Genomic DNA, 20,421 nt, shown 5'->3' on the forward strand with positions numbered 1-20,421 from the left:
AAAATCAATGTTCCGTATCGAGGATTCGGGTAATCTTCAAAGCATCGCCCCACGCGGCTTTGGAGTCATAGGGCCGATCAGGGAATGCACCATATTTCAATTTGATGGAGAACCCATTCTCGGCAATAAACCGTTCCACCCTATCAGCAAGTTTTTCGGGCTTACCGGAACAGATATTGATAATCCCCAACACTTCATCCTGATTCACCGCCGCGGCAACTTGATGACAGAAATCGGGATAATCTAGAAAATCATACTGGTTCTGACCTGTGGTGAACGGGAACTCTTTCTTACCTTCGATCTCCGCCGCAACGATTTTTGAGAAAATGGAGCTGCCATATTGCGTATTGCTGACGATGTAATATCCACGAAGCCACTGGAACTTTACTTTGTTCTGCAACGCTATGGTCTGCAATGCGTTACGGAGCGCATCCTTGGCGATTCCATACATGCTCATCGGCCAGCATGGGGTGTGAGCGTTGATGCTACCTTCATGGAATCCGATTTCATGCATCGATCCCATGCATGCCACTTGCTGGATTCCGGATTCGCACAGTTTTTTCAGGAATGCAACATGCTTAGGCAAATCCTCAAAGTGCGCATTCGAATTGTGTACAAAACCATCGCGCCAAGCCAGATGCAACACCACATCGGGCTCACCGAAGTACGTATAGGGATCTTCAATCGAAAAGATGTCTCCGGGCACGCAATGAGCCGCAGAATTCACATGGTCACAGGCGAAGTCTGTGGCGATTACCTCGTTTCCACGCTTAAGCAACTCATCAACCACACCGCGCCCTAAATATCCATTAGCACCGGTAACCAAAATCTTCATGATTTTCTCCTTGATATTCTTGATGTCTTATTTCTCTTTAATGGCCGAAAGCCACTGCTTCGAAATAGAGTCAACCGACAAACGTTCACGCAACCGCACGCCAGCTTTGCTAAAGCGTTCCTGCACGCCGGTATCGCCTGCAATACTGCACATAGCCGTAACCATGCGCTCCTTGTTCCGAACCGGAACAAGATATCCATTTACGCCATTGTCAATGACCATGCGGGCCCCACCGATTGGGCAGTCCGTAGCAATCGTCGGAATTCCCAACGCAATAGCTTCAATCATTGAATTCGAGAGTCCCTCAAAATCCGAGGAAATGACAAACATGGAGGCATCGAAAATGCAGGCATGAACATCCTTCCGGAAGCCGCAGAAATGAACGCTATCGCCAACCCCTCGGGAAACTGCATAACGCTTTAGATCATTTTCCAGTGCGCCTTCGCCGTAAATCTCGAAGGTATAGTCGCGGAACCGTGTGCGGAATTCTGCAAACGCATCAATGGCGAGCGGCAAATTCTTCTGTTCATTCAAACGACAAACGGTGACCACTCGCTTGGATCGTTCACCTTCATAGCGTGGCAGCATGCTATTATTGAGAGGATTAAGAATCACACGGTACTTACCAGCTGCATATTTGGGGTAATACTCAAGTGCATCCTGTGTTTGGAATACCACACAGTCCGCAAGAGCGTATAGCCACGGATGAATAGCCCTAACCAGCCGACGCTTTCCAAAAGCACGGTGTGGATCATTACGCTGGGAGATAATTATGCGGTTCCGCATACCAATTCCCGCTATTAGAGTGAACAAATTTTGACTATCCATGAAGGAAATAAATACCGTATTCGGCATCGCTCTCATCTTCGCCCGAATAGCTTTAATCTGATCAAGGGAATTCGGGTTGCTTTCCGCGCAGGATGTATCGACATGGACGCGCTTGTCCAAAGCATACGCGGTATGAGTGCTGTTAGTTAAGAACAACGTCACATCACATCCACTACGAGCGAATTCGCCAGAGAGAATAGAGACCACTCGTTCGGCACCGCCACCGTCCATAGTTGGCATAATGAAACATATACTCTCACCCATATCGATACGTCCTTGCTTATATTGGTATATGTGCTGTTTAGTCCCTGCGGAACAGGTCGCGGGTGTAGACCTTGTCCTTTACGTCATCGAGGCAAGAGTCATAACGGTTCGCGACAATGGAGTGCGAGCGCTTCTTGAACTCATCAAGGTCGTTGACCACTTCGGAGCCGAAGAAGGTAGAGCCGTTTTCGAGCGTGGGTTCATAGATGATAACCGTCGCACCCTTGGCCTTGATGCGCTTCATCACACCCTGAATGGAGCTCTGGCGGAAGTTGTCGGAGTTGGACTTCATGGTCAAGCGATACACACCAACCACGGTTTCATGTTCCTTGCTGGCATCCCATTCGCTGTTGGGGCCATAGGCACCAGCAAGCTCGAGTACGCGGTCGGCGATGAAGTCTTTACGGGTGGTGTTCGAATCCACGATCGCCTGGATGAGGTTCTCCGGCACGTCCTGGTAGTTGGCGAGCAGCTGCTTCGTGTCCTTCGGCAGGCAGTAGCCGCCGTAACCGAAGCTCGGGTTGTTGTAATGCGTGCCGATGCGCGGGTCGAGGCACACGCCGTCGATGATCTCGCGCGTGTTCAGGCCCTTCGACTCGGCGTAAGTGTCGAGCTCGTTGAAGTAGGAGACGCGCAGTGCCAGATACGTGTTGGCGAACAGCTTCACGGCCTCGGCCTCGGTGAAGCCCATGAGCAGCGTGTGGATGTTCTCCTCGATGGCCCCCTGCTGCAGCAGCTTGGCGAACGTCTCGGCCGCCTCGACGAGATGCCGGTCCTCCGGGTCGGTGCCGACCACGATGCGGCTCGGGTACAGGTTGTCGTACAGTGCCTTGGATTCGCGCAGGAACTCCGGGCTGAAGATGATGTTCCTGGAACCGGTCTTCTCACGAATCGACTTGGTGTAACCGACCGGGATGGTGGACTTGATGACCATGATCGCGTCCGGATTCACCTTCATCACCAGGTTGATGACGGCCTCCACCGCAGAGGTGTCGAAAAAGTTCTTCGTGCTGTCATAGTTGGTAGGAGTCGCGATGATCACGAAATCGGCGTCGCGGTATGCGCTTTCACCATCCAGCGTGGCAGTGAGGTCCAACTCCTTCTCCGCAAAGTACTTCTCGATGTAATCGTCCTGGATCGGGGACTTACGGGCGTTGATCATGTCGACCTTCGCAGGAACAATATCCACCGCGGTAACCTGATGATGCTGCGCCAAAAGCGTAGCCAAGCTCAAGCCAACGTAACCGGTACCAGCAACGGCAATCTTCAATGAATCAAAATCCTTCATCTCTTTTTTTCATCCCTTCTTGTAAAATGTGTTATGAACTACGTGAATGACTGGAATAGCGAATCGAATGCCCTATTTATCAGAGTCATCGAGGTAGAAGGTCTTGTACCACTCGGCAAATCGACGCAAGCCTTCACGCAGCGGAGTTGAAGGTTTATAGCCAAAATCGCGTTCTAAGGCCGCAGTATCCGCATACGTGACCGGCACATCGCCTGGTTGCATGGGGACCAGCTCTTTATGAGATTCGAAGTCGTAATCTGCAGGAAGCACTTTGGCTCGTAGAAGCTCCTCCTGCAGAATAGTGACGAATTCGAGCAGGTTTTCCGGATGCCCGTTACCAATGTTGTACACCGCATAAGGCGGAACCGGCAGACCATCTTCTCCTGTCTGCTTCGAAGGCGCACCTTGCATCACGCGCAGAATGCCCTCAACAATGTCATCAACATAGGTAAAGTCACGTCGGCAATTGCCATAGTTGAAAATCTTGATTGTTTCTCCTGCGCGAAGCTTATTGGTGAAACCGAAATACGCCATATCAGGGCGTCCGGCAGGTCCATACACGGTAAAGAAACGCAGGCCCGTAGAAGGAATGTCATACAGCTTTGAGTAGGCATGTGCCAACAGCTCATCAGACTTTTTCGTAGCAGCGTATAGGCTCACTGGATTATCTACCTTGTCATCCGTGGAATATGGAACCTTCTTATTGGACCCATATACGGAGGAGCTAGATGCATACACAAGATGATCCACCGGATGATGGCGACAAGCCTCAAGAATGTTATAAAAACCAATCAGATTCGACTGAATATAAGCATCAGGATGCGTGATGGAATATCGCACACCAGCTTGAGCGGCAAGATTCACCACAACGGTAGGTCGGTATTGCTCGAATACATCATTTACTGCGTCTTTATCTGCCAAATCAGCTTTGATGAAAGTGAACCCTTCATAATGAGAGAGCTGGTTAAGGCGATATTCCTTAAGACGCACATCGTAATAATCATTTACATTATCGAAACCGATAACATGAATCCCTTCAATAGAATCAAGCAGTTGCTTTGCAAGATTCGAGCCGATGAATCCCGCAGCGCCAGTGACCAGTACAGCGGCATTATGCAAATCAATTGTGTTCTTCATTTCTCCTCCTCGACATCCCTTTGCTGGGTTGGAATCTGCAAACAGCGCATGTATAGTTCCCCAAGAGAACGGATATAAAGGCTTTGTTGAGCTCTGCGATTGATATAGTCGCCGCATTCCTGTTGCATGACTGCATATTCATCACCATTGAGTGCTGACGCTTGCAATAGATGGTTTGCCAAATCATCTAACTGCCCGGATTCAAACCTGAATCCGGTTTTCCCTTCCACCACAAGCTCGGGAATTCCTCCGATATTCGCGCCGATTATTGGAGTCTGCGCTGCCAGGGATTCCAAACCTGAATAAGGCATGTTCTCCCGCCATTCGGAGCACAGCACGCTGAAGCGAGCATTGCCAACCTCGCGCTGAAGATCCTCTCCGGTCTTGTAGCCAAGGAGTTTGATACGGCGTTCAGCTTCAGGGCCGGCTGATTTGATGAGATTTTCGATAGCCTGGCGCTCAGGACCATCGCCGACGATATGCAAGGTCCAATTGGCTGGGAGGAGTTTGCTGCCTGCAACCCCACTATTCATCAAGCCTGCAGCCCGCAGGAACGCCCTCACCAATGTAAGGATGCCTTTTTCTTTGGAAAGTCGACCAAAGAACAAGAAATACGGCTCAACGGTATTGAACTTATTCGTGTTGGCTACCTTATGCGCCATGTCCATTTGGCTGGTGGTCAGGAAGTTCTGCATGGCCACGGTTCTGCCGGCATATCCACCCTCATCCAGCTTGTGCTTCATGAATTCACTGGGGGCGATGATTTTGTCGATCTTGTCGTAGGAATGATGGTTCTTCAGGAATTCCGCTTCAAGGAACGCCAGACCACTCTTCGCTTTCGATCCTTTCACACAAGTTTTCTTCACCGCATGGAAGAAGTGACAGTCAAGGCAATCGTCGCAAACCTTGCCGGAACCGTCCACCATCGTGTAAGCCGGGCACAGCAGAATATAGTCGTGCGCTGTATACACCACCGGAACACGGTGCTTCTTCAAATAAGGCGCATCCAGAATCGACAAAGTGAGCTGGCGATGCACATTATTTATATGAATAATGTCTGGCTGGAATTCTTCGAGCAGCGCCTCAAACTTGCGCTTCGCTTCGAAGGAATACACCAACGTCGCCGCTTCCTTCACTTTTTTGAACGCGGAAATCTTGCCGACGTAGTCCTTTTCGGATACGAAATACTTGCTCCAATAACTCGGCTCATTGTTTGGGTGCTGCATGGAGAAGAACGCAACCTCATGGCCGAGTGCTTTCAATCCCTCCGCAAGCGCGAAGAAATATGTTTCAGCACCGCCTTTGCGGTAGAAATATTTGTTGACCAGTAAAATCCTCATTTATCTGCTCCTCGGTAGAGCTTGAGGGTCGCTTGAACAACCTTGTCCCAGCTATAGCGGCCAGTGATATAGCCGGCCGCGCCGGTCTTGATTTTTCGTACCTTACCCACGTCTACGAGCAACTCACCGAGTTTGTCGGCCAAATCGTTCACATCGCCATGTCGGAACGTGACTCCATGCATCATTCCGGACTCATCACACAGCACATCAGCACATTCAGCGATATTGGAGGTCAGGCAGCAGCAGCCGTAAGCCAATGCCTCCAATAGGCTCATTGGCATACCTTCCAAATCACTGGGCAATACATATATGTATGCGTTGCTATACAGTTCTTCGAGTTCACGTCCTTCAATAAACCCGGTCAGAATAATGCGCTGATCTCCGGTAGCGGCCTGCTTAATCGACTCGTAGTATTCGGCGGAATCCGATGCGCCGCCCGCGATCACGAGCTTCTTGTCAGTGTCTAATCGCTTGAACGCTTCGATGAGGTAATGCACGCCCTTTTCCGGTACGATGCGTCCCAAGAACAGAATGTAGGAATCCTTCTCCAGACTCCACTTGTCAGCAATCACGTCAGGAGAAACGGATTCTACCGGCGCAATGCCGTTGGGAATGAAACGTGTCTCCCGCCCGTATGTGTCTTTGAAATACTGCTGCACACCACGGCTCAGCACGATTACCTCGTCCGCGCACGTGGCCGCAGTCCGTTCGCCAAGCTTTAAATACAGAGAGGCGAGCCTGCCCCATTTGGCTCGCTGCCAGTCCAAGCCGTGAATCGTGGCGACCGTTCGAATGCCGGCCCAGTGTGCGAGACGAAGGGGAACGCATGGGCCTTCCGCGTGGTAGTGAATCACGTCCGGCCTTGCTTTGAGGGCCTTCAACGTGGCGAAGAACGAGGACGATAGCGCGGCCAGCCCCTTGGCCTCGATGGTCGTGACGGGCACGACCCGCACACCCTTATATAAATAAGGTGCGTCCGAGATGTTCGACTCGTTGTCAAACTCCGCGCCGGCGACGTTATGCCCCTTGCGGCTATACGCCACGACCTGCTCGCCCAACGCGGCCATACGCGTGGCCAGCTCGTCCACCACGATCTCGACCCCGCCCTCACGAGACGGAATCCTCTTATGCCCAATAAACGTGATCTTCATGCCCGACACCCTGGAGAAAATCACGCCAACCAAAAGCTGACATAACGACCGTTATTTGCAATCGATCGACCTGTGGTCGGCATGCGAGTCCCGTCCTTTCCCTCCAAATGAACCCCGAATTGGTGTTTTTTTCACGCGCAACGCGAACCGCGCAGGAACTGCCAAACCCCGTTCATTATCTGCCAAAGTCAATTTTGGCATCCCCCTTAGACACACCCAGCCCCCCTCGCGCACTTAGGGGGTTATTCTTCACGGGTTTTCCATGAACACTTTGCTTGTTCGTGACTTAAAAAACTGTGTTTGAAATCTGATCCTGTCGGTTTTCCAGACATTTCTGAATGAGAAAAAAGAGACCTTTCGCTGTTTGTGGTGGGTGGTTTGGGTGTGGGGTGATGCCGGTCGGGTAGGTTGGAGGCATGGACACCTCTCACCTGTTCACCGCCGCGCTCCAGTTGCAGTCTCCCGGGAAGGTCGGATCCGTGGATTTCAGGGACGCGGGAGACGGCCGTCAGGAGCTGCACATCGTGATCGGTTTCGAGCCCGGTGCACTTCCATTGCCCCGGGACGGGCTGCCGGGAGGACGCCTACCCGGTGCATGACACGAGGGAACGCGTGTGGCGGCATCCGGACTTCTTCCAGTACAAGGCGTTCATCCACGCCGGACTGCCCCGCGTCACCTGTCCCGTGCACGGGGTGAGGACGGTGTCCGCCCCGTGGACCGGGCCCGGCAGCGGGTTCACGCTCCTGTTCGAGGCGCGGGCCGTGGAGATGGCCCGCCACCTGCCCGCCGGCACGCTCGCCGGACAGGTCGACGAGACCGACACCCGCCTGCGGCGGTCCGTCGCCCGCTACGTCGACGAGGCGAGGAGGCTGGAGGACCACACGGGAGCGGAAGCCGTCGGCATCGACGAGACCGGCCGCAAAGGCCACGACTGCATCACCGTGGTCGCCGACTTGGTGGAACACGACGCGACCGAGGTGGCCCCCGGCAGGGACCCGGCCACGGTCGAACGGTTCGCCAGGAATTTCATGGACCACGACGGAGGCCCGGAGTATGTGCGTCCGGCCGCCTGCGACATGAGCCTGGGTTTTCCGGAAGGGCATCCGCGAGCATCTGCCCCATGCGCGGCGGATCGTCGCCTACTTCGAGCACCCGTGCCAACGCCGTGCCCGGGGCGTCGACAGCGTCATCCAGAACGTGAAGAAACGGGCCCGCGACTTCCGCAACATGGACTGCTTCGCCACCATGACCTACCTGGCCTGCGGCAAACTCGGCCTCAAAGCCGTCACCACCACCTGACCATCACCCACCACAAACAGCGAATAGCCCTCTTACTCTTAGCCTGGAAAGACAAATCATCCATGCAGTGAAGGCACCTTCTTCTTAAGAATGATCTTGTCGTCGGCCACGTCCTTGAGGTGCTTGCCGTACGGGCTCTTGCCGTACTTCTCGGCGGCCTCAAGCAGCTGCCCGCGGGTGATCCACCCGTTCTCGTACGCGATCTCCTCGGCCACCGCGATGGGCAGGCCCTGCGCGCGCTGCACGGTGCGCACGAACTCGCCCGCCTCATACAGGGAATCCATCGTGCCCGTGTCCAGCCACGCATAGCCACGACCCAGCGTACGCACGTTCAGGGAACCATCCTCCAGGTACATCCTGTTCAGATCGGTGATCTCCAGCTCGCCGCGTGCGGACGGCTTCACCCGCTTGGCGAACTCGACCACACGTTCGTCGTAGAAGTACAGACCGGTCACCGCGTAATTCGACTTCGGATGCTTCGGCTTCTCCTCGATGCTCACGGCCTTCTTGTCCGCATCGAACTCGACCACGCCGTAACGCTCCGGATCGTCCACGTAATAGCCGAACACGGAAGCGCCCCCGCCGTTCTCCGCCTTCGCCTTCGCCTTGCGCAGCGTGGCACCCAGTCCGTTGCCATAGAAGATGTTGTCGCCGAGCACGAGCGCGCACGGCTCGCCCGCGATGAACTCCTCGCCCAACAGGAACGCCTGCGCCAGACCGTCCGGGGACGGCTGCACCTTGTAGGAGAATCTCACGCCGTACCGGCCGCCGTCGCCAAGCAGTCGTTCGAAATTCGGCAGGTCCTTCGGCGTGGAGATGATGAGGATGTCCCGGATGCCCGCCATCATGAGCACGCTCAGCGGATAGTAGATCATCGGCTTGTCGTACACCGGCAGCAACTGCTTCGATGTCACCGTCGTCAACGGATACAGCCGCGTGCCCGAACCACCGGCCAGAATAATACCCTTCATGGGGACCCGCTTTCCTCACAGTCGTAATCAGCACACACCAGCTTAGCCAACATACCGTGGAAACAGAAAACCGCGCAGACCATTCTGCGCGGTTTCCCCACTGGAATTGGCGTGTCGACGGCATGTCGCCGCACACGCCAATCGGGCTACCTATCGAGTTCCCCGCCCACGTATTCCCTGAGCGTCTCCTCCCAGTCGGCGGGCGTGTACCCGGCGGCCTCGATCTTGCCGAGCGCCAGCGCACTGTGCACCGGGCGCGGGCTGACCGAGTTCCCCGCGTTCGCGAAATACTCGGCCGTCGAGATCGGCTTGACCTTGTCGCCGTTGCCGTTCGTCAGGTCGAACACCTCCGCGGCGATGTCCGCCCAGCTCCTGACCGCGCCCGAACCGGTCAGGTTATACGTGCCATAGGGAGCATGGCTGTCGAGCAGGTGGAAGATCGCCTCGGCCATGTCCCTGGTGAACGTGAGGCGCCCGTACTGGTCGTCCACCACCGTCACCTGCCCCAGACCGTCGTTCTCATCAGCGACGCGGTTCGACAGGCCCATCATCGTCTTCACGAAGTTGCGGCCCTCGCCGATCACCCAGCTGGAGCGCAGGATGTAATGCTCGGGAGCGTTCGCCACGGCGATGTCGCCGGCGGCCTTCGTCTGCCCGTACACGCCCAACGGAGCGAACGCCTCATCCTCCGCATGCTCCTCGGCGGTCCCGTCGAACACGTAGTCGGAGCTCACGTGCACGAGCGTGATGTGATGGTCCTTCGCCACCCGGGCGAGCAGGGCCGGGCCCTGCGCGTTCGCCTTCCACGCCACCGGACGTCCCTCCGCGGTCTCCGCCCTGTCGATCGCCGTGTACGCGCCCGCGTTGATGATCGTGCCGTACAGGCTCCAGTCGTACTTGTCGTACGCGGCCGGATCGGAGAAATCGAACTCGTCGATGTCCGTGTACTCGAAACCACGCAGACCATGCGCCTCCGCGTACGCGCGGACCGCATGGCCCAGCTGGCCGTTGCAGCCCGTAACCAGCGTGCGCTTCGGCTCCATCGGCCTGGCGTCCCTAAGCATCGGATGATGCAGGTCCGCCTCGGAGCGTTCGGACTCCTCCAACGGAATCGGCCAATCGATGTCCAGTTCCGGGTCCGCGAGGTTCACGAACGTGTACGTCTTCTTCTGCTCCAGCGACCAATGCGCGTTCACCAGATACGTGTACACGGTCCCGTCCCGCAAGGCCTGGAAGCTGTTGCCCACGCCGCGCGGCACATAGATTGCGCGGCTCGGGTCCAGACGCGTCGTGTACACCTGGCCGAACGACTCGCCCGGGCGCAGGTCCACCCACGCGCCGAAGATCTCGCCCGCCGCGATCGAGATGTACTTGTCCCACGGCTCCGCATGGATGCCGCGCGTCACGCCCTTCGTCGCGTTGAAGCTGATGTTGTTCTGCACCGGACCGAAATCCGGCAGGCCCAACGCGGTCATCTTCGCACGCTGCCAGTTCTCCTTGAACCAACCACGGTTGTCGCCATGCACCGGCAGGTCGAACACCAACAACCCCGGAATATTCGTCTCCTCGACCCGAAGATCCTTCTCGAAATCAAACGCCATACCCGATCACTGTCCCTGCTGCTTGTACTTGGCCTCGGTGGCGGCCTTCGCGGGCTCCCACCACGCGCGGTTCTCCGTATACCACTCGATCGTGCGCTCCAGGCCCTTCTGGAAGTCCGTATGCGTCGGCTCCCAACCCAGTTCGGTCCTGAGCTTCGTCGAATCGATCGCGTAACGGCGGTCATGGCCCGGACGGTCCTTCACCCAATCGAAATCGTCGGGCGACTTGCCCATCACGGTCAGGATGTCGCGCAGCACCGTGATGTTGTTGCGCTCCCCGTTCGCGCCGATCAGATACGTCTCACCCAAGCGGCCCTTGGTCAGGATGGTCCACACGCCCGTGGAGTGGTCGTCCGTGTGGATCCAGTCGCGCACGTTCTCCCCGTTGCCGTACAGCTTCGGGCGCAATCCCTCGAGGATGTTCGTGATCTGGCGCGGGATGAACTTCTCCACGTGCTGGTACGGGCCGTAGTTGTTCGAGCAGTTGGAGATGGTGGCACGGATGCCGAACGTGCGGTGCCAGGCGCGCACCAGCAGGTCGGAGCTCGCCTTCGTCGAGCTGTACGGGCTGGACGGATGGTACGGGGTCTGTTCCGTGAACTTCGCCGGATCGTCCAACGCGAGATCGCCGTACACCTCGTCGGTGGAGACGTGATGGTAGCGCACATCATACTTGCGGGCCGCCTCCAGCAGGCGGAACGTGCCCTCCACGTTGGTCTTCAGGAACGGCTCCGGGTTCGCGATCGAGTTGTCGTTGTGGGATTCCGCCGCGTAGTGCACGATCGCGTCATGCCCCGGAACGATTTTGTCGAGCAGCTCGGCGTCGCAGATGTTGCCGTGCACGAACTCCACGCGGTCGCCCAGAATGCCCCTGATGTTCTCCAGGTTGCCCGCATACGTCAACGCATCCAACACCGTCACATGAACGTCGGGATGATTGTTGTACACGTAATGCACGAAATTCGACCCGATGAAACCACAGCCACCGGTCACAATGATGTTACGAGGAGTAAACACTTCATCAGTCATACGGGCAATCATAGCGTTGCGGCCGTACGGGACCTGATGGCCCGAATTCAATTTGTAAGTGCAACACTCCGATCATCGGATTGAAGAAATTCGTATCCGATGGCCGGAGTGTGGTTTCATGTCTGCATTACTTGCGTTTTGCGTCTACACAGCTCAAGAAAAGGGCGGAAAAATACTAGTTGTGCAGACGCGACGACCGCAGACGGGCCGTTGCGTGTACGCAAATTGCGGAAGCGACCACCAGTAGCAGCGAGATGATGGAGAGCGCCTGCACTGCGGATCCGGAGCGAGGCATTTCCGACTTCGCCGGCTTTTCTGGATCGCCGGGTTTGCCAGGTTCTTCTGGCTCTTCTGGCTCTTCTGGCTCGGCGACGGCTTTGATAGTTGCCGTCACTTGGGCGCTTACGCCATCATGGTCGGAGGTACGCAACTGTGTGCCCGCTCCCCCACTCGGGTCGGCAATGCCACGCGAAGAAGCTCCGTTCGACATTCCGGAAGACCGGACCGCATTCGCATCCATAAAGTCTTCATCCGACGTATTGCGCACGGCGGTGATGGTGATGTTCTGGCTCACGGCTTCGAAAGCTTTCCTCTTCCCAACCGCTTGCATTGCGCGATCGATCTGATCGTTCAACGCCTGCAACTGGTCACTATCCACCACAAGACGGTAGTCGGCGATGCCGTTCAGTTGCGTTCCCGTCAAGGTCAGTAGGTCGTCGGCACTCAGCTGCTGAAGGCCGCTCGCCGGATCCAATTCCACCGAAGTCTGCTTGCTGGAGATCGCCAGATCGCCGACATGGAACATTCCGTCACCCATACCATCACCGCTAGTGCCGCCTGAAATCAGCCCAAGCGAGTCAGCCAAGTACGGCGCAAGATTCGACAAGTCGGAGAACGAGCCACTCAACAAGGCGAGCGTGTTCAGTCCAGCTGGAATCACACCCCGGTATTCGCCACCGCGAACAGTCACATAGCCAAGATTTTTAGCGTCATCCAGCAGGTTGAATAGCATCGGCGCGGTGAACGTTCCGCCCGAAAAACTGCCTTGTGCGGAAGTCTCATTCGTTTCGGCAAAGCGCATCAACGTTGCATCCGAGGTGAACGTGCCACTTTCCACGCGCAATGCGCCACGGCAGTCAACCGCAGGACGGCTTCCACCAGCAACCGTTCCCGGGCCGACAATGGTGAGCTGCATGTTCGCAGGCACAGTGATCGCAGCAAACCCAGCAGTTCCACCGGATTCAGCGGATTGCAGCACATGCCCGTTCAAGTCAAACGTTACGTTTCGTACGCCTTTCGATGGCGTAATCGTAACGCTTTCCGTCACGTCGGCTAGCAATGTGACCGTCGTGTTCTTCAACGTTGTTCGGCCGATCGCCTCCTGTACGCTCGCGTAGGTTGCGTTGCCCACTTGCGCGACCGCCTGAGATTCGGCGGCATCGGCAACTGCATCTGCAGAGAACAGCAGCGTTCCAAACAGCGACGCGATCGCGAAAACAGCGGTCAGCACCACCGAAACCAAATACTTACCTTGCGTTCGCGGGCACACATTCACCCGCTTCTCATGACTACGCATGATTATTTCCTTTTATAGGTTCTATTGCATATTTCAATCCGCACCGAAGTGCGTGGGACCACCCTCAGCTGTGAGGGATGACGTTACAGAAATCATGGCGCCATGCTGCATTAATTATCTCACAATGCGCAAAGGAAAGCAAATTACATATTTTGAAAATCCAAATCTTATATGAGATATATCAAAAGACAATCTTTAGTTATAGTGGACCTCATCACATAAGTTAAAACTGTTTCACATGAGTATCACAATATTCCTCACACGAATAAACGTATCCCAATAACTGCAAAATATACATATGACGAATAATTGTTTCCCATCAAGAAACAAGCGAGCCCACAATCAAACAAGCGAGGTCGCAACCACACAAAAACACATTTCCCATCTGCACCACGTGGGAAAGCAAAAGAGCGCTCCGGGAGGAAGCGCTCTGATTTGCACGACGATTCGTGCGAAAAGTACTGCGGAATTTAGTAAGATCCGGTGCCGCGGAAGACCACGAGCACGGTTTTTGCGAGAATCGCAAGATCGCCTGCAATGGACCAATTTTCGATATAGGAAACGTCCAGATATTCGCTCTGCTCCTGCGAAAGATCCGAACGGCCAGAAACCTGCCACGGACCGGTAATACCAGGCTTAACCAGCAGTCGCGCGGAATAAAGGGAACCATAGCGGGCAACCTCTTCCGGCAAAGCCGGGCGAGGACCAACCAAAGACATGTCGCCCTTCAAAACGTTGAAGAACTGTGGGAATTCATCCAACGAAGTCTTACGAATAAAACGACCAACCTTCGTAATTCTCGGATCATCCTTCATTTTGAAGATGAAACGATCGGTCTGTCCATTTTCTTCGGCAAGTTTCTTCTTCAATTCTTCCGCATTGGTAACCATGGAACGGAATTTATACATGGTAAACGGCTTGCCATGCAAACCGATACGCTTCTGCGAGAAGAAAACCGGACCACCGTCATCAAGCTTGATGGCGATCGCCGTACCCAACATCAGCGGTGAGGAAATCAGCAGCGCGAAAGCCGACCCAACGATATCCAGCAGGCGTTTAATCACGTACGTCGTATTCGTATACTGCGGCAAACTTGCCAGCAATACAGGCTGTTCGGCCGTATTACGCAAGTACAGGCGATGACCGCTCACATCTGCCAGAGACACGGCCAACGCAAGCTCCATGCCAAGGGATTCGATCGCAAGCGAAATGCCATGCAGCATTTCGGAATCACGGGAAAGCACGTCGGCAACGTACACTTCCTGTGCACCCAAGCTTTCGCACGTACGCGGGAAAGCGGCATTGAACGGAATCACCTTCAGTTTGTCGGCACCTTCAATGGAAGGATCAGGCTCGAACGACGTGACCACATAAGCGCCTTTCTCATTACTGTCAACTTCGATCGGACACACGGCAATCGGCGAATAACCCCAATTGGAGTAGTCCCGCATGGTACGCAACGCACGATTGATACCGTCGGAAGAGCCGAGCACCACGGTCTTATACTTGCAGGCACCCTTCTGACGGCTGCGATGCTGCCACTGACGCATCTGCCAACGGGCGATGACTTCTAGGAAGAATGCAATGATCGGAGCGACGATAAGCGCGGTTCGTGGCAAGGAAAGATTGAAAATAAAAGCAAGCGAGCAGTAAGTGATGATGGTGAGCAGCGACGCGTTGATGATTTTCGCATACAACTCGTAGCCTTCCGCCATCACATGACGATGGTACGTTCCAGCAAAAGTGAGGCTCAACACCCAGATGAGACTGAAGCAGATGAGGAACAGCCAGAACGGCATGGCCCCATTGATGGCATTATATGCGGTATCATTGGCCCAAAGACTGATGGACAGCGAAATCAGCATGACCGCAAGATCGACCATCACCAGGCAAGCGACAAAGGAATAACGCCATGCGGGCACGACCTGGTTCCACTTGCCCTTGTACCCTCCATCTTCACCAACGGAAAATGGGGTGTTCGAAAACGTCATCGGCTCGAACTGAGGGCTGTCGCCTTGCGATCGATTTTGCTGCTGCTTTTGACCCTGATGGCGTGATTCGGAAGAAACAATATGAATTTCCTGGGTTCTCACCACTTGATCTACCCCATGTTCAGAGTCGCAGAAATCGCTCTGCATGACTTCTCCCTCTACTAACCGCATCACACTCACCCCCGCAAAGAAGGGGGTTCCCTCTATGAAGAGATACTATCATAGACCCTGTTAAAACAGTAGGATCCTAACTTGCTTTTGCGGTTGAATTACTATTGGAAACACTTGTTTTTGACGAGATACGACGAAACGCGAGAGCAAGAACGGATGAAAAGTTGGCGTCCGTTCCGTGAACGTGGGATTACATGCGAATATACCCGCATATTCCCCCGCACTCCCCTGTTACAATATGGACTGTTTAGCCGTTTGCTCGACGGCTTGCCCGTTTGGTGGCCGCCTGTTTGGCCACTTAGACTGCCTACGGAACTGTCTAGCGGCCCTCAATCAGCGGGGTCTGGCGGAGGGTGAGCGGCTCACCCGTATCCGGAGCGGACTGCACATGCACGGTGATCTCATAGGATTCGCCGGGCTGCAACGTAACATCGCCCACGCCCACGGTCAGGCCATTATGCAAAGTCACACCCTTGTAATCGTCGGCATTCTGGAATTCCCAATCCACCAAACGACCGTTCGCAGGCGCGTAAATGAACAATGCCGTCTTGATCTGGCCTTTCGGAACGATATTTCCGGCACCAGTCACATAGTCAGCTTCGGAAGCCGCTTCCTCCGCCGTCATGGTGTTCTGCAACTTGATATGCACCGTATACTGGTTCGCGCCATTTCGTGCGACCTTCTGGAATTCGGTAGTCACTTCGCGATGCAAATACCAGTCCATTTTCGACTCGGTTTCGTCGGAAATATACACGCCGACCTGCGGTTTTGCACCTTCCGTAATCAATTTGCCGGAAATCGCGGAATCGGCAATCAGATTCTGCTCATCCTCGTGCGCGCTCCACACCATCACATGTCCCTGCTCAACAGACGTGGAAAGCGCCTTGACATACGATTTGAAATCGCCCGCATTCTGCATGATATGGTCGAACGCAGCCTGCGCGGCAACCGCGAAATACTCGTCCGTCTCCTGCGGAGCCATGCGCGCATACACGTCATGCAGCAACGTTTGGGTAGTATTCGTGCCATCCAACGTCGAACCGTCAGGCATGGCAACGCCACCGGTCACAGCCAGCATGTTCTGCAGGAACAGCGGGTCAATGGCGATCACACCATCAACCGCAACGCCATACTGGCGATTCCACATGGCGCTCACAATCTCGCCGGTACGCGGAAAATCAGGCGTGAAATTCACGTCGCGAATATCCTTGCCAAGCTTGTCAGTAAACAGCAAACGTTCCTCGGCAGTCAAATCCACAACCGGCTCGTCGGCATTCTGAATTTCCGAATCGGAAACGAACGGCTGCAAGCTCACGTGACCACCCTGCACCGTGACCAGGCCGAGCGATCCCGTAAGGCCGCCAGACGGTCGCGCCTCCGCATTTGTTTGCGCAAGAATCAAATAATTGCGCGGAGCATCATTCGCATGGCTTTCCGTACCCAACATGCTTGGCAACACCTGCACGATGGAATTCAAGGAATGCACCATGCTGTCAAGTTTTTCGCAATACGTTTCCGCGGTTCTCAGGGCGTCCGCGATCTGCGCGACATGCGGGGCTTTCACGGTTTTCACTTCCCGCGTGGCCTTGTCGATCGTATCGTCCGCGATTTGCAGAGGCTGTTGAGACGCTTCCAATCCGGAAATTTCGATAGTGCCATTTTCCACGTGAACATTATTCAGATCAATATTGTCGGCCGCCTGCAATAATTGCGGCAGCGCCTGCGACGAAATATTCTCCATGGCGGCCACCGTGGTACGCACGGCGGAAATATCATCGCCCACATACGGTACGGCCGACGCCAACTGCCAGAGCGGCGAAGACGTCTGCTTGTAAGCCTTGCTCACATGATTGGAGAACGCGCTGACCTGTTCCTCACGCTTGGATTTGTCGGAACCGACGATTGTCTGCTGCAAGCCTTGAGCACTCGACACCGCCTGCTGCAGCTCGTTTTTCACGTGCAGCGCAGACCATACGAATGCGCCGGCAAAAACGGCGAGGGCTGCGACTATCACGAGTACGCCGATTAGGATCTTGCGACGGCGGCGCTTGCGCTTGATTTGGCGAATATGCTCGGCGCTCATACGGCGGCGCACGCGGCGGGAATGCGGGGCGCTGGAAGTGGAATCTTCTGGACTGGCGGTTGCGTCGGAGGTTGCGGTTGCGTCGGCGGCTGAACCGGCATTAGACTGCGGCTCCTCCTGACGGCCTTGCTCAGGCTGGACGCCGAATTCTTCAGGCTGGTCAGACGCGCCGTTCATATTCCGTTTCGCTCCCTAATTGTTTGCAAGCACTTCGGATTCCTCAGTGTAATAGTAGGGGGAGTCGACGCAGCCTACGGAGCAATAACGGGGTAAACGGAAGTATTACCGCTCACAAATATCTGAAGCACGCATTTAGGGCGACGCTTTCACAAGAGTGTCACTATATGGACACTTTCCGGCATTTAAAATCGTTCTGATACGTTCATCCGATAATCTATAGGTTGCAAAACGGTGCTTAACAAAAGAGGCAATCATGAGCGAAGAAGCAATACGAGAAGAAGTGGCGCAAGCTGTGGAAGTAGCCGCAAACAAGGCCGCCGAAGAGGAAATCAGCAAGCTAACCGAATTCGAAAGTGCCATCGACGAAACGCTCGCCTCCGGATATTTGGACGATACGCTAACAGTCACCGACGAAGACGGCGTGGCACAGGTACTGCCGGTGCTTGATTCCGAGCCGATCTCCCATTTGGTGGAAGGCCTTGAAGCTGTGGGCGGGCGTGCCAACGTGTTCGTGCACACCAGCGCCGGCGTGGTGGCCCTCAGCGTGGTGGGATACAAGCCCAACGAGGAAGAATAGCCGTCGCAGCATGCGCAGCTAGACGGCACGCATGCGGTTGAGGGCGCGCTGCACGGTTTCATGGGTGGAACCGGCACCCTGTCCACGCACGCCGAAGAACACCATCAGCACCATCACAAAGCAAATCGCAGCGCTGATGCGCAACGCCCACTGAATGCCGAACACGTTGGCAGCCGCATACACGGCTTTTTTGCCACCGAGCGCAGCCCAACGCAACGAAGTGAACGTCTCCATCAAAATAACCAACACCGGGGCGCCAATCGCGCCCGCAATCTGACGAACCGTATTCGTCACCGCGGATCCGGCGCTCACCTCTTCCGGTTCCAAACAATTCAGCGACCATGTGGTAATCGGCATCAACACGAAACCCATGCCAATCTGACGCACAAACTGCCAAATCGACACCCACCAAATCCACGAAGTCATGGAAATCAAACTCATCATGACCGTGCCGAAACACAAGGTAATCGTACCGATCAACGCCACCGGACGCGCGCCGAAACGGTCAAGCACCTTGCCACCGAAAAACTGCGAAATGCACTGGCCCAAAGCACCCGGAAGCATCACCAGGCCACTAATCGCAGCAGAATATCCACGGCAATCCTGGATGTACAGGGGCATGATCACCATAATCGAACTGAACGCGAAGAACGCAAGCGCGGCCGTGATCGTGCCAACAGTAAAACTACGATTCTTCAACACGCTCAAATTCAACAGCGGCGGCTGCGCTTCAGGATTTTCAATCTGCCTGCGCGCGCCATGAATCTGACGGAACACAAACCAAATAATTCCCGTAACGCCAATCACCATTGGCAGCCAAACCATCGGATTTACAAACGAATACGATTCAATATTCGTAAAACCGAACATTAAGCCGCCAAAACCGAAAACAGACAGTCCAACGGAGAAAAAGTCAGCCTTCGCGGTTTTATCGTTCTCGCCGAAATTATGCAATCCAAAATAGGCAAGAAGCAGCGAGATAACGCCGATAATGGTCAACGTGAGGAAAATTGAACGCCAACCGTTCAAATCCGTCTGCACGCCGCCAAGCGTCGGACCGATCGCCGGAGCCACGCTCATCGCCATGCCAACCGTACCCATTGCGAAACCGCGGCGAGACAGCGGATAAATCGAAAACACAGTGATCTGCAGCACCGGCCACATCACACCCGTGCCAACCGCCTCAAGCAAACGCCCGATCAGCACCATCAAAAATGTTGGACCAATCCAAGCGAACAGTGAACCGATCGTGAACACAACCATGGAAACAAGCACGATTTCGCGCGTCGAAAAACGTCTCGTAAGGTATGCCGTAAGCGGCACCATCACGCCCATGACCAGCTGGAAAATCGATGTCAGCCACTGACCGGTCGTAACGGAAATACCGAAATCACTGACGATCGTCGGCAACGCGGCGCTCAACTGCAATTGCGTGAAATTACCGACGAACGTGATAAATGTAAGAATCGCAATGGAAATAAACGCCGTGCGCGTTAAATGACCGTTCTGATACGATTCCTCTCGAGTAAGCGCTCGGGACATACTCCGCTTCGCTGACATCAATCACCTTCTCCACATTCAAACGCACAAACTATATGATAGCCCGTATGACAGAGGCGTGGATATTCGCCTGCGGATTCCTGTTTTTGTCATTTCGGGGTAACGCTCCCCCATTTAGAGGTATCATGGCACACGAAAGTGCTAGGCAAGTTTTCGGCGTAGGCAGCGTCGAGGGGGGGGGGGAGGATGATGACGGTCAGGGCCATGTTCCACATTTGCATGGAGTTGTGGGGCATTTTCATATGTCTGATTTGCGCAAGCGGAATTTTCATTGCCACACCACAAAAAACCAGACGAACTCGCATCAAAATACTCATGCAGATTGCCTGCATGCTTCTTCTTGGAGCCGACGCACTCAGCTGGTATTTTCACGTAGATGCAGGCGAAACCACATACTACATGGTTCGCATAAGCAATTTCTCAGTATTCTGCATCAACTATATTTTCATGAGTTTCTTCGCAACCTATGTTTGGTTGACAGTGAGTAAACATCAGCATCGCAAACCAGCCGCATTGTATGCCGTCTACGCATTATCCGT

Annotated in this window: 14 protein-coding genes and 1 pseudogene; 2 read left to right on the forward strand and 13 right to left on the reverse strand. The window is 54.7% G+C overall.

From position 1 onward, the window contains the following. Positions 1–4: 4 nt before the first annotated feature. From CE153_RS02600 to CE153_RS02625, 6 genes are all read right to left on the reverse strand, one after another. Entirely contained in the window at positions 5–835 is an 831-nt protein-coding gene (locus tag CE153_RS02600) for an NAD-dependent epimerase/dehydratase family protein (RefSeq protein ID WP_047379653.1), read from the reverse strand. 27 nt (positions 836–862) lie between these two features. After that, complete coding sequence (locus CE153_RS02605) at positions 863–1,903, reverse strand: glycosyltransferase (protein ID WP_180753372.1); 1,041 nt, start codon at positions 1,901–1,903, stop codon at positions 863–865. A gap of 61 nt (positions 1,904–1,964) precedes the next feature. After that, positions 1,965–3,197 (reverse strand): nucleotide sugar dehydrogenase, encoded by a 1,233-nt coding sequence (locus CE153_RS02610; protein ID WP_099595099.1) that lies wholly within the window; start codon positions 3,195–3,197, stop codon positions 1,965–1,967. Between the two features lie 90 nt (positions 3,198–3,287). Beyond that, complete coding sequence (locus tag CE153_RS02615; protein WP_032744860.1) at positions 3,288–4,352, reverse strand: NAD-dependent epimerase/dehydratase family protein; 1,065 nt, start codon at positions 4,350–4,352, stop codon at positions 3,288–3,290. Next, positions 4,349–5,692 carry a glycosyltransferase gene (locus CE153_RS02620; protein ID WP_008783641.1) on the reverse strand — a complete coding sequence of 448 codons (1,344 nt, stop codon included), beginning with the start codon at positions 5,690–5,692 and terminating at the stop codon, positions 4,349–4,351. The genes CE153_RS02615 and CE153_RS02620 overlap by 4 nt, the downstream gene beginning before the upstream one ends. Next, positions 5,689–6,843, reverse strand: coding sequence for a glycosyltransferase family 4 protein (locus CE153_RS02625; protein WP_099595027.1), 1,155 nt, complete (start codon positions 6,841–6,843; stop codon positions 5,689–5,691). Before CE153_RS02625 ends, CE153_RS02620 begins: the two co-directional genes overlap by 4 nt. Positions 6,844–7,259: 416 nt before the next feature. On the opposite strand from CE153_RS02625, the pseudogene CE153_RS02630 reads away from it, so the two are divergent. Next, a pseudogene (locus tag CE153_RS02630) lies at positions 7,260–8,143 on the forward strand (transposase). 56 nt (positions 8,144–8,199) lie between these two features. Here the strand turns inward: CE153_RS02630 and rfbA are convergent. The 6 genes from rfbA to CE153_RS02660 form a co-directional block, all read right to left on the reverse strand. Continuing rightward, positions 8,200–9,114: a glucose-1-phosphate thymidylyltransferase RfbA gene (rfbA, locus tag CE153_RS02635; protein WP_099595028.1), complete on the reverse strand. Its 915-nt coding sequence runs from the start codon at positions 9,112–9,114 to the stop codon at positions 8,200–8,202. A 146-nt stretch (positions 9,115–9,260) separates the two neighbouring features. Continuing rightward, positions 9,261–10,715 (reverse strand): sugar nucleotide-binding protein, encoded by a 1,455-nt coding sequence (locus CE153_RS02640; RefSeq protein ID WP_099595029.1) that lies wholly within the window; start codon positions 10,713–10,715, stop codon positions 9,261–9,263. Positions 10,716–10,721: 6 nt separating this feature from the next. After that, positions 10,722–11,744, reverse strand: a complete 1,023-nt coding sequence (rfbB, locus tag CE153_RS02645) for a dTDP-glucose 4,6-dehydratase (protein ID WP_099595100.1) — start codon at positions 11,742–11,744, stop codon at positions 10,722–10,724. A gap of 175 nt (positions 11,745–11,919) precedes the next feature. Continuing rightward, positions 11,920–13,320 carry a hypothetical protein gene (locus tag CE153_RS02650; RefSeq protein WP_099595030.1) on the reverse strand — a complete coding sequence of 467 codons (1,401 nt, stop codon included), beginning with the start codon at positions 13,318–13,320 and terminating at the stop codon, positions 11,920–11,922. Between the two features lie 470 nt (positions 13,321–13,790). Continuing rightward, positions 13,791–15,458: a sugar transferase gene (locus CE153_RS02655; protein ID WP_099595031.1), complete on the reverse strand. Its 1,668-nt coding sequence runs from the start codon at positions 15,456–15,458 to the stop codon at positions 13,791–13,793. 343 nt (positions 15,459–15,801) lie between these two features. Then, positions 15,802–17,742: a DUF4012 domain-containing protein gene (locus tag CE153_RS02660; protein WP_099595032.1), complete on the reverse strand. Its 1,941-nt coding sequence runs from the start codon at positions 17,740–17,742 to the stop codon at positions 15,802–15,804. Between the two features lie 256 nt (positions 17,743–17,998). On the opposite strand from CE153_RS02660, the gene CE153_RS02665 reads away from it, so the two are divergent. Beyond that, positions 17,999–18,322 (forward strand): hypothetical protein, encoded by a 324-nt coding sequence (locus CE153_RS02665; RefSeq protein ID WP_180753373.1) that lies wholly within the window; start codon positions 17,999–18,001, stop codon positions 18,320–18,322. 18 nt (positions 18,323–18,340) lie between these two features. Here the strand turns inward: CE153_RS02665 and CE153_RS02670 are convergent, their stop codons facing one another. Continuing rightward, positions 18,341–19,882: an MDR family MFS transporter gene (locus CE153_RS02670; protein ID WP_099595034.1), complete on the reverse strand. Its 1,542-nt coding sequence runs from the start codon at positions 19,880–19,882 to the stop codon at positions 18,341–18,343. Positions 19,883–20,421 lie beyond the last annotated feature (539 nt).

Origin of the sequence: Bifidobacterium sp. N4G05, assembly GCF_002742445.1 — a bacterium.
GTDB lineage: Bacteria > Actinomycetota > Actinomycetes > Actinomycetales > Bifidobacteriaceae > Bifidobacterium > Bifidobacterium hominis.

Excerpts from the sequence above, each read along its gene's own strand:
- CE153_RS02600 (WP_047379653.1), bottom strand. The coding sequence starts at position 835 with ATGAAGATTTTGGTTACCGGTGCTAATGGATATTTAGGGCGCGGTGTG.
- CE153_RS02605 (WP_180753372.1), bottom strand. The coding sequence starts at position 1,903 with ATGCCAACTATGGACGGTGGCGGTGCCGAACGAGTGGTCTCTATTCTC.
- CE153_RS02615 (WP_032744860.1), bottom strand. The coding sequence starts at position 4,352 with ATGAAGAACACAATTGATTTGCATAATGCCGCTGTACTGGTCACTGGC.
- CE153_RS02620 (WP_008783641.1), bottom strand. The coding sequence starts at position 5,692 with ATGAGGATTTTACTGGTCAACAAATATTTCTACCGCAAAGGCGGTGCT.
- CE153_RS02625 (WP_099595027.1), bottom strand. The coding sequence starts at position 6,843 with ATGAAGATCACGTTTATTGGGCATAAGAGGATTCCGTCTCGTGAGGGC.
- rfbA (WP_099595028.1), bottom strand. The coding sequence starts at position 9,114 with ATGAAGGGTATTATTCTGGCCGGTGGTTCGGGCACGCGGCTGTATCCG.
- CE153_RS02640 (WP_099595029.1), bottom strand. The coding sequence starts at position 10,715 with ATGGCGTTTGATTTCGAGAAGGATCTTCGGGTCGAGGAGACGAATATT.
- rfbB (WP_099595100.1), bottom strand. The coding sequence starts at position 11,744 with ATGACTGATGAAGTGTTTACTCCTCGTAACATCATTGTGACCGGTGGC.
- CE153_RS02650 (WP_099595030.1), bottom strand. The coding sequence starts at position 13,320 with ATGCGTAGTCATGAGAAGCGGGTGAATGTGTGCCCGCGAACGCAAGGT.
- CE153_RS02655 (WP_099595031.1), bottom strand. The coding sequence starts at position 15,458 with ATGCAGAGCGATTTCTGCGACTCTGAACATGGGGTAGATCAAGTGGTG.
- CE153_RS02660 (WP_099595032.1), bottom strand. The coding sequence starts at position 17,742 with ATGAACGGCGCGTCTGACCAGCCTGAAGAATTCGGCGTCCAGCCTGAG.
- CE153_RS02665 (WP_180753373.1), top strand. The coding sequence starts at position 17,999 with ATGAGCGAAGAAGCAATACGAGAAGAAGTGGCGCAAGCTGTGGAAGTA.
- CE153_RS02670 (WP_099595034.1), bottom strand. The coding sequence starts at position 19,882 with ATGTCAGCGAAGCGGAGTATGTCCCGAGCGCTTACTCGAGAGGAATCG.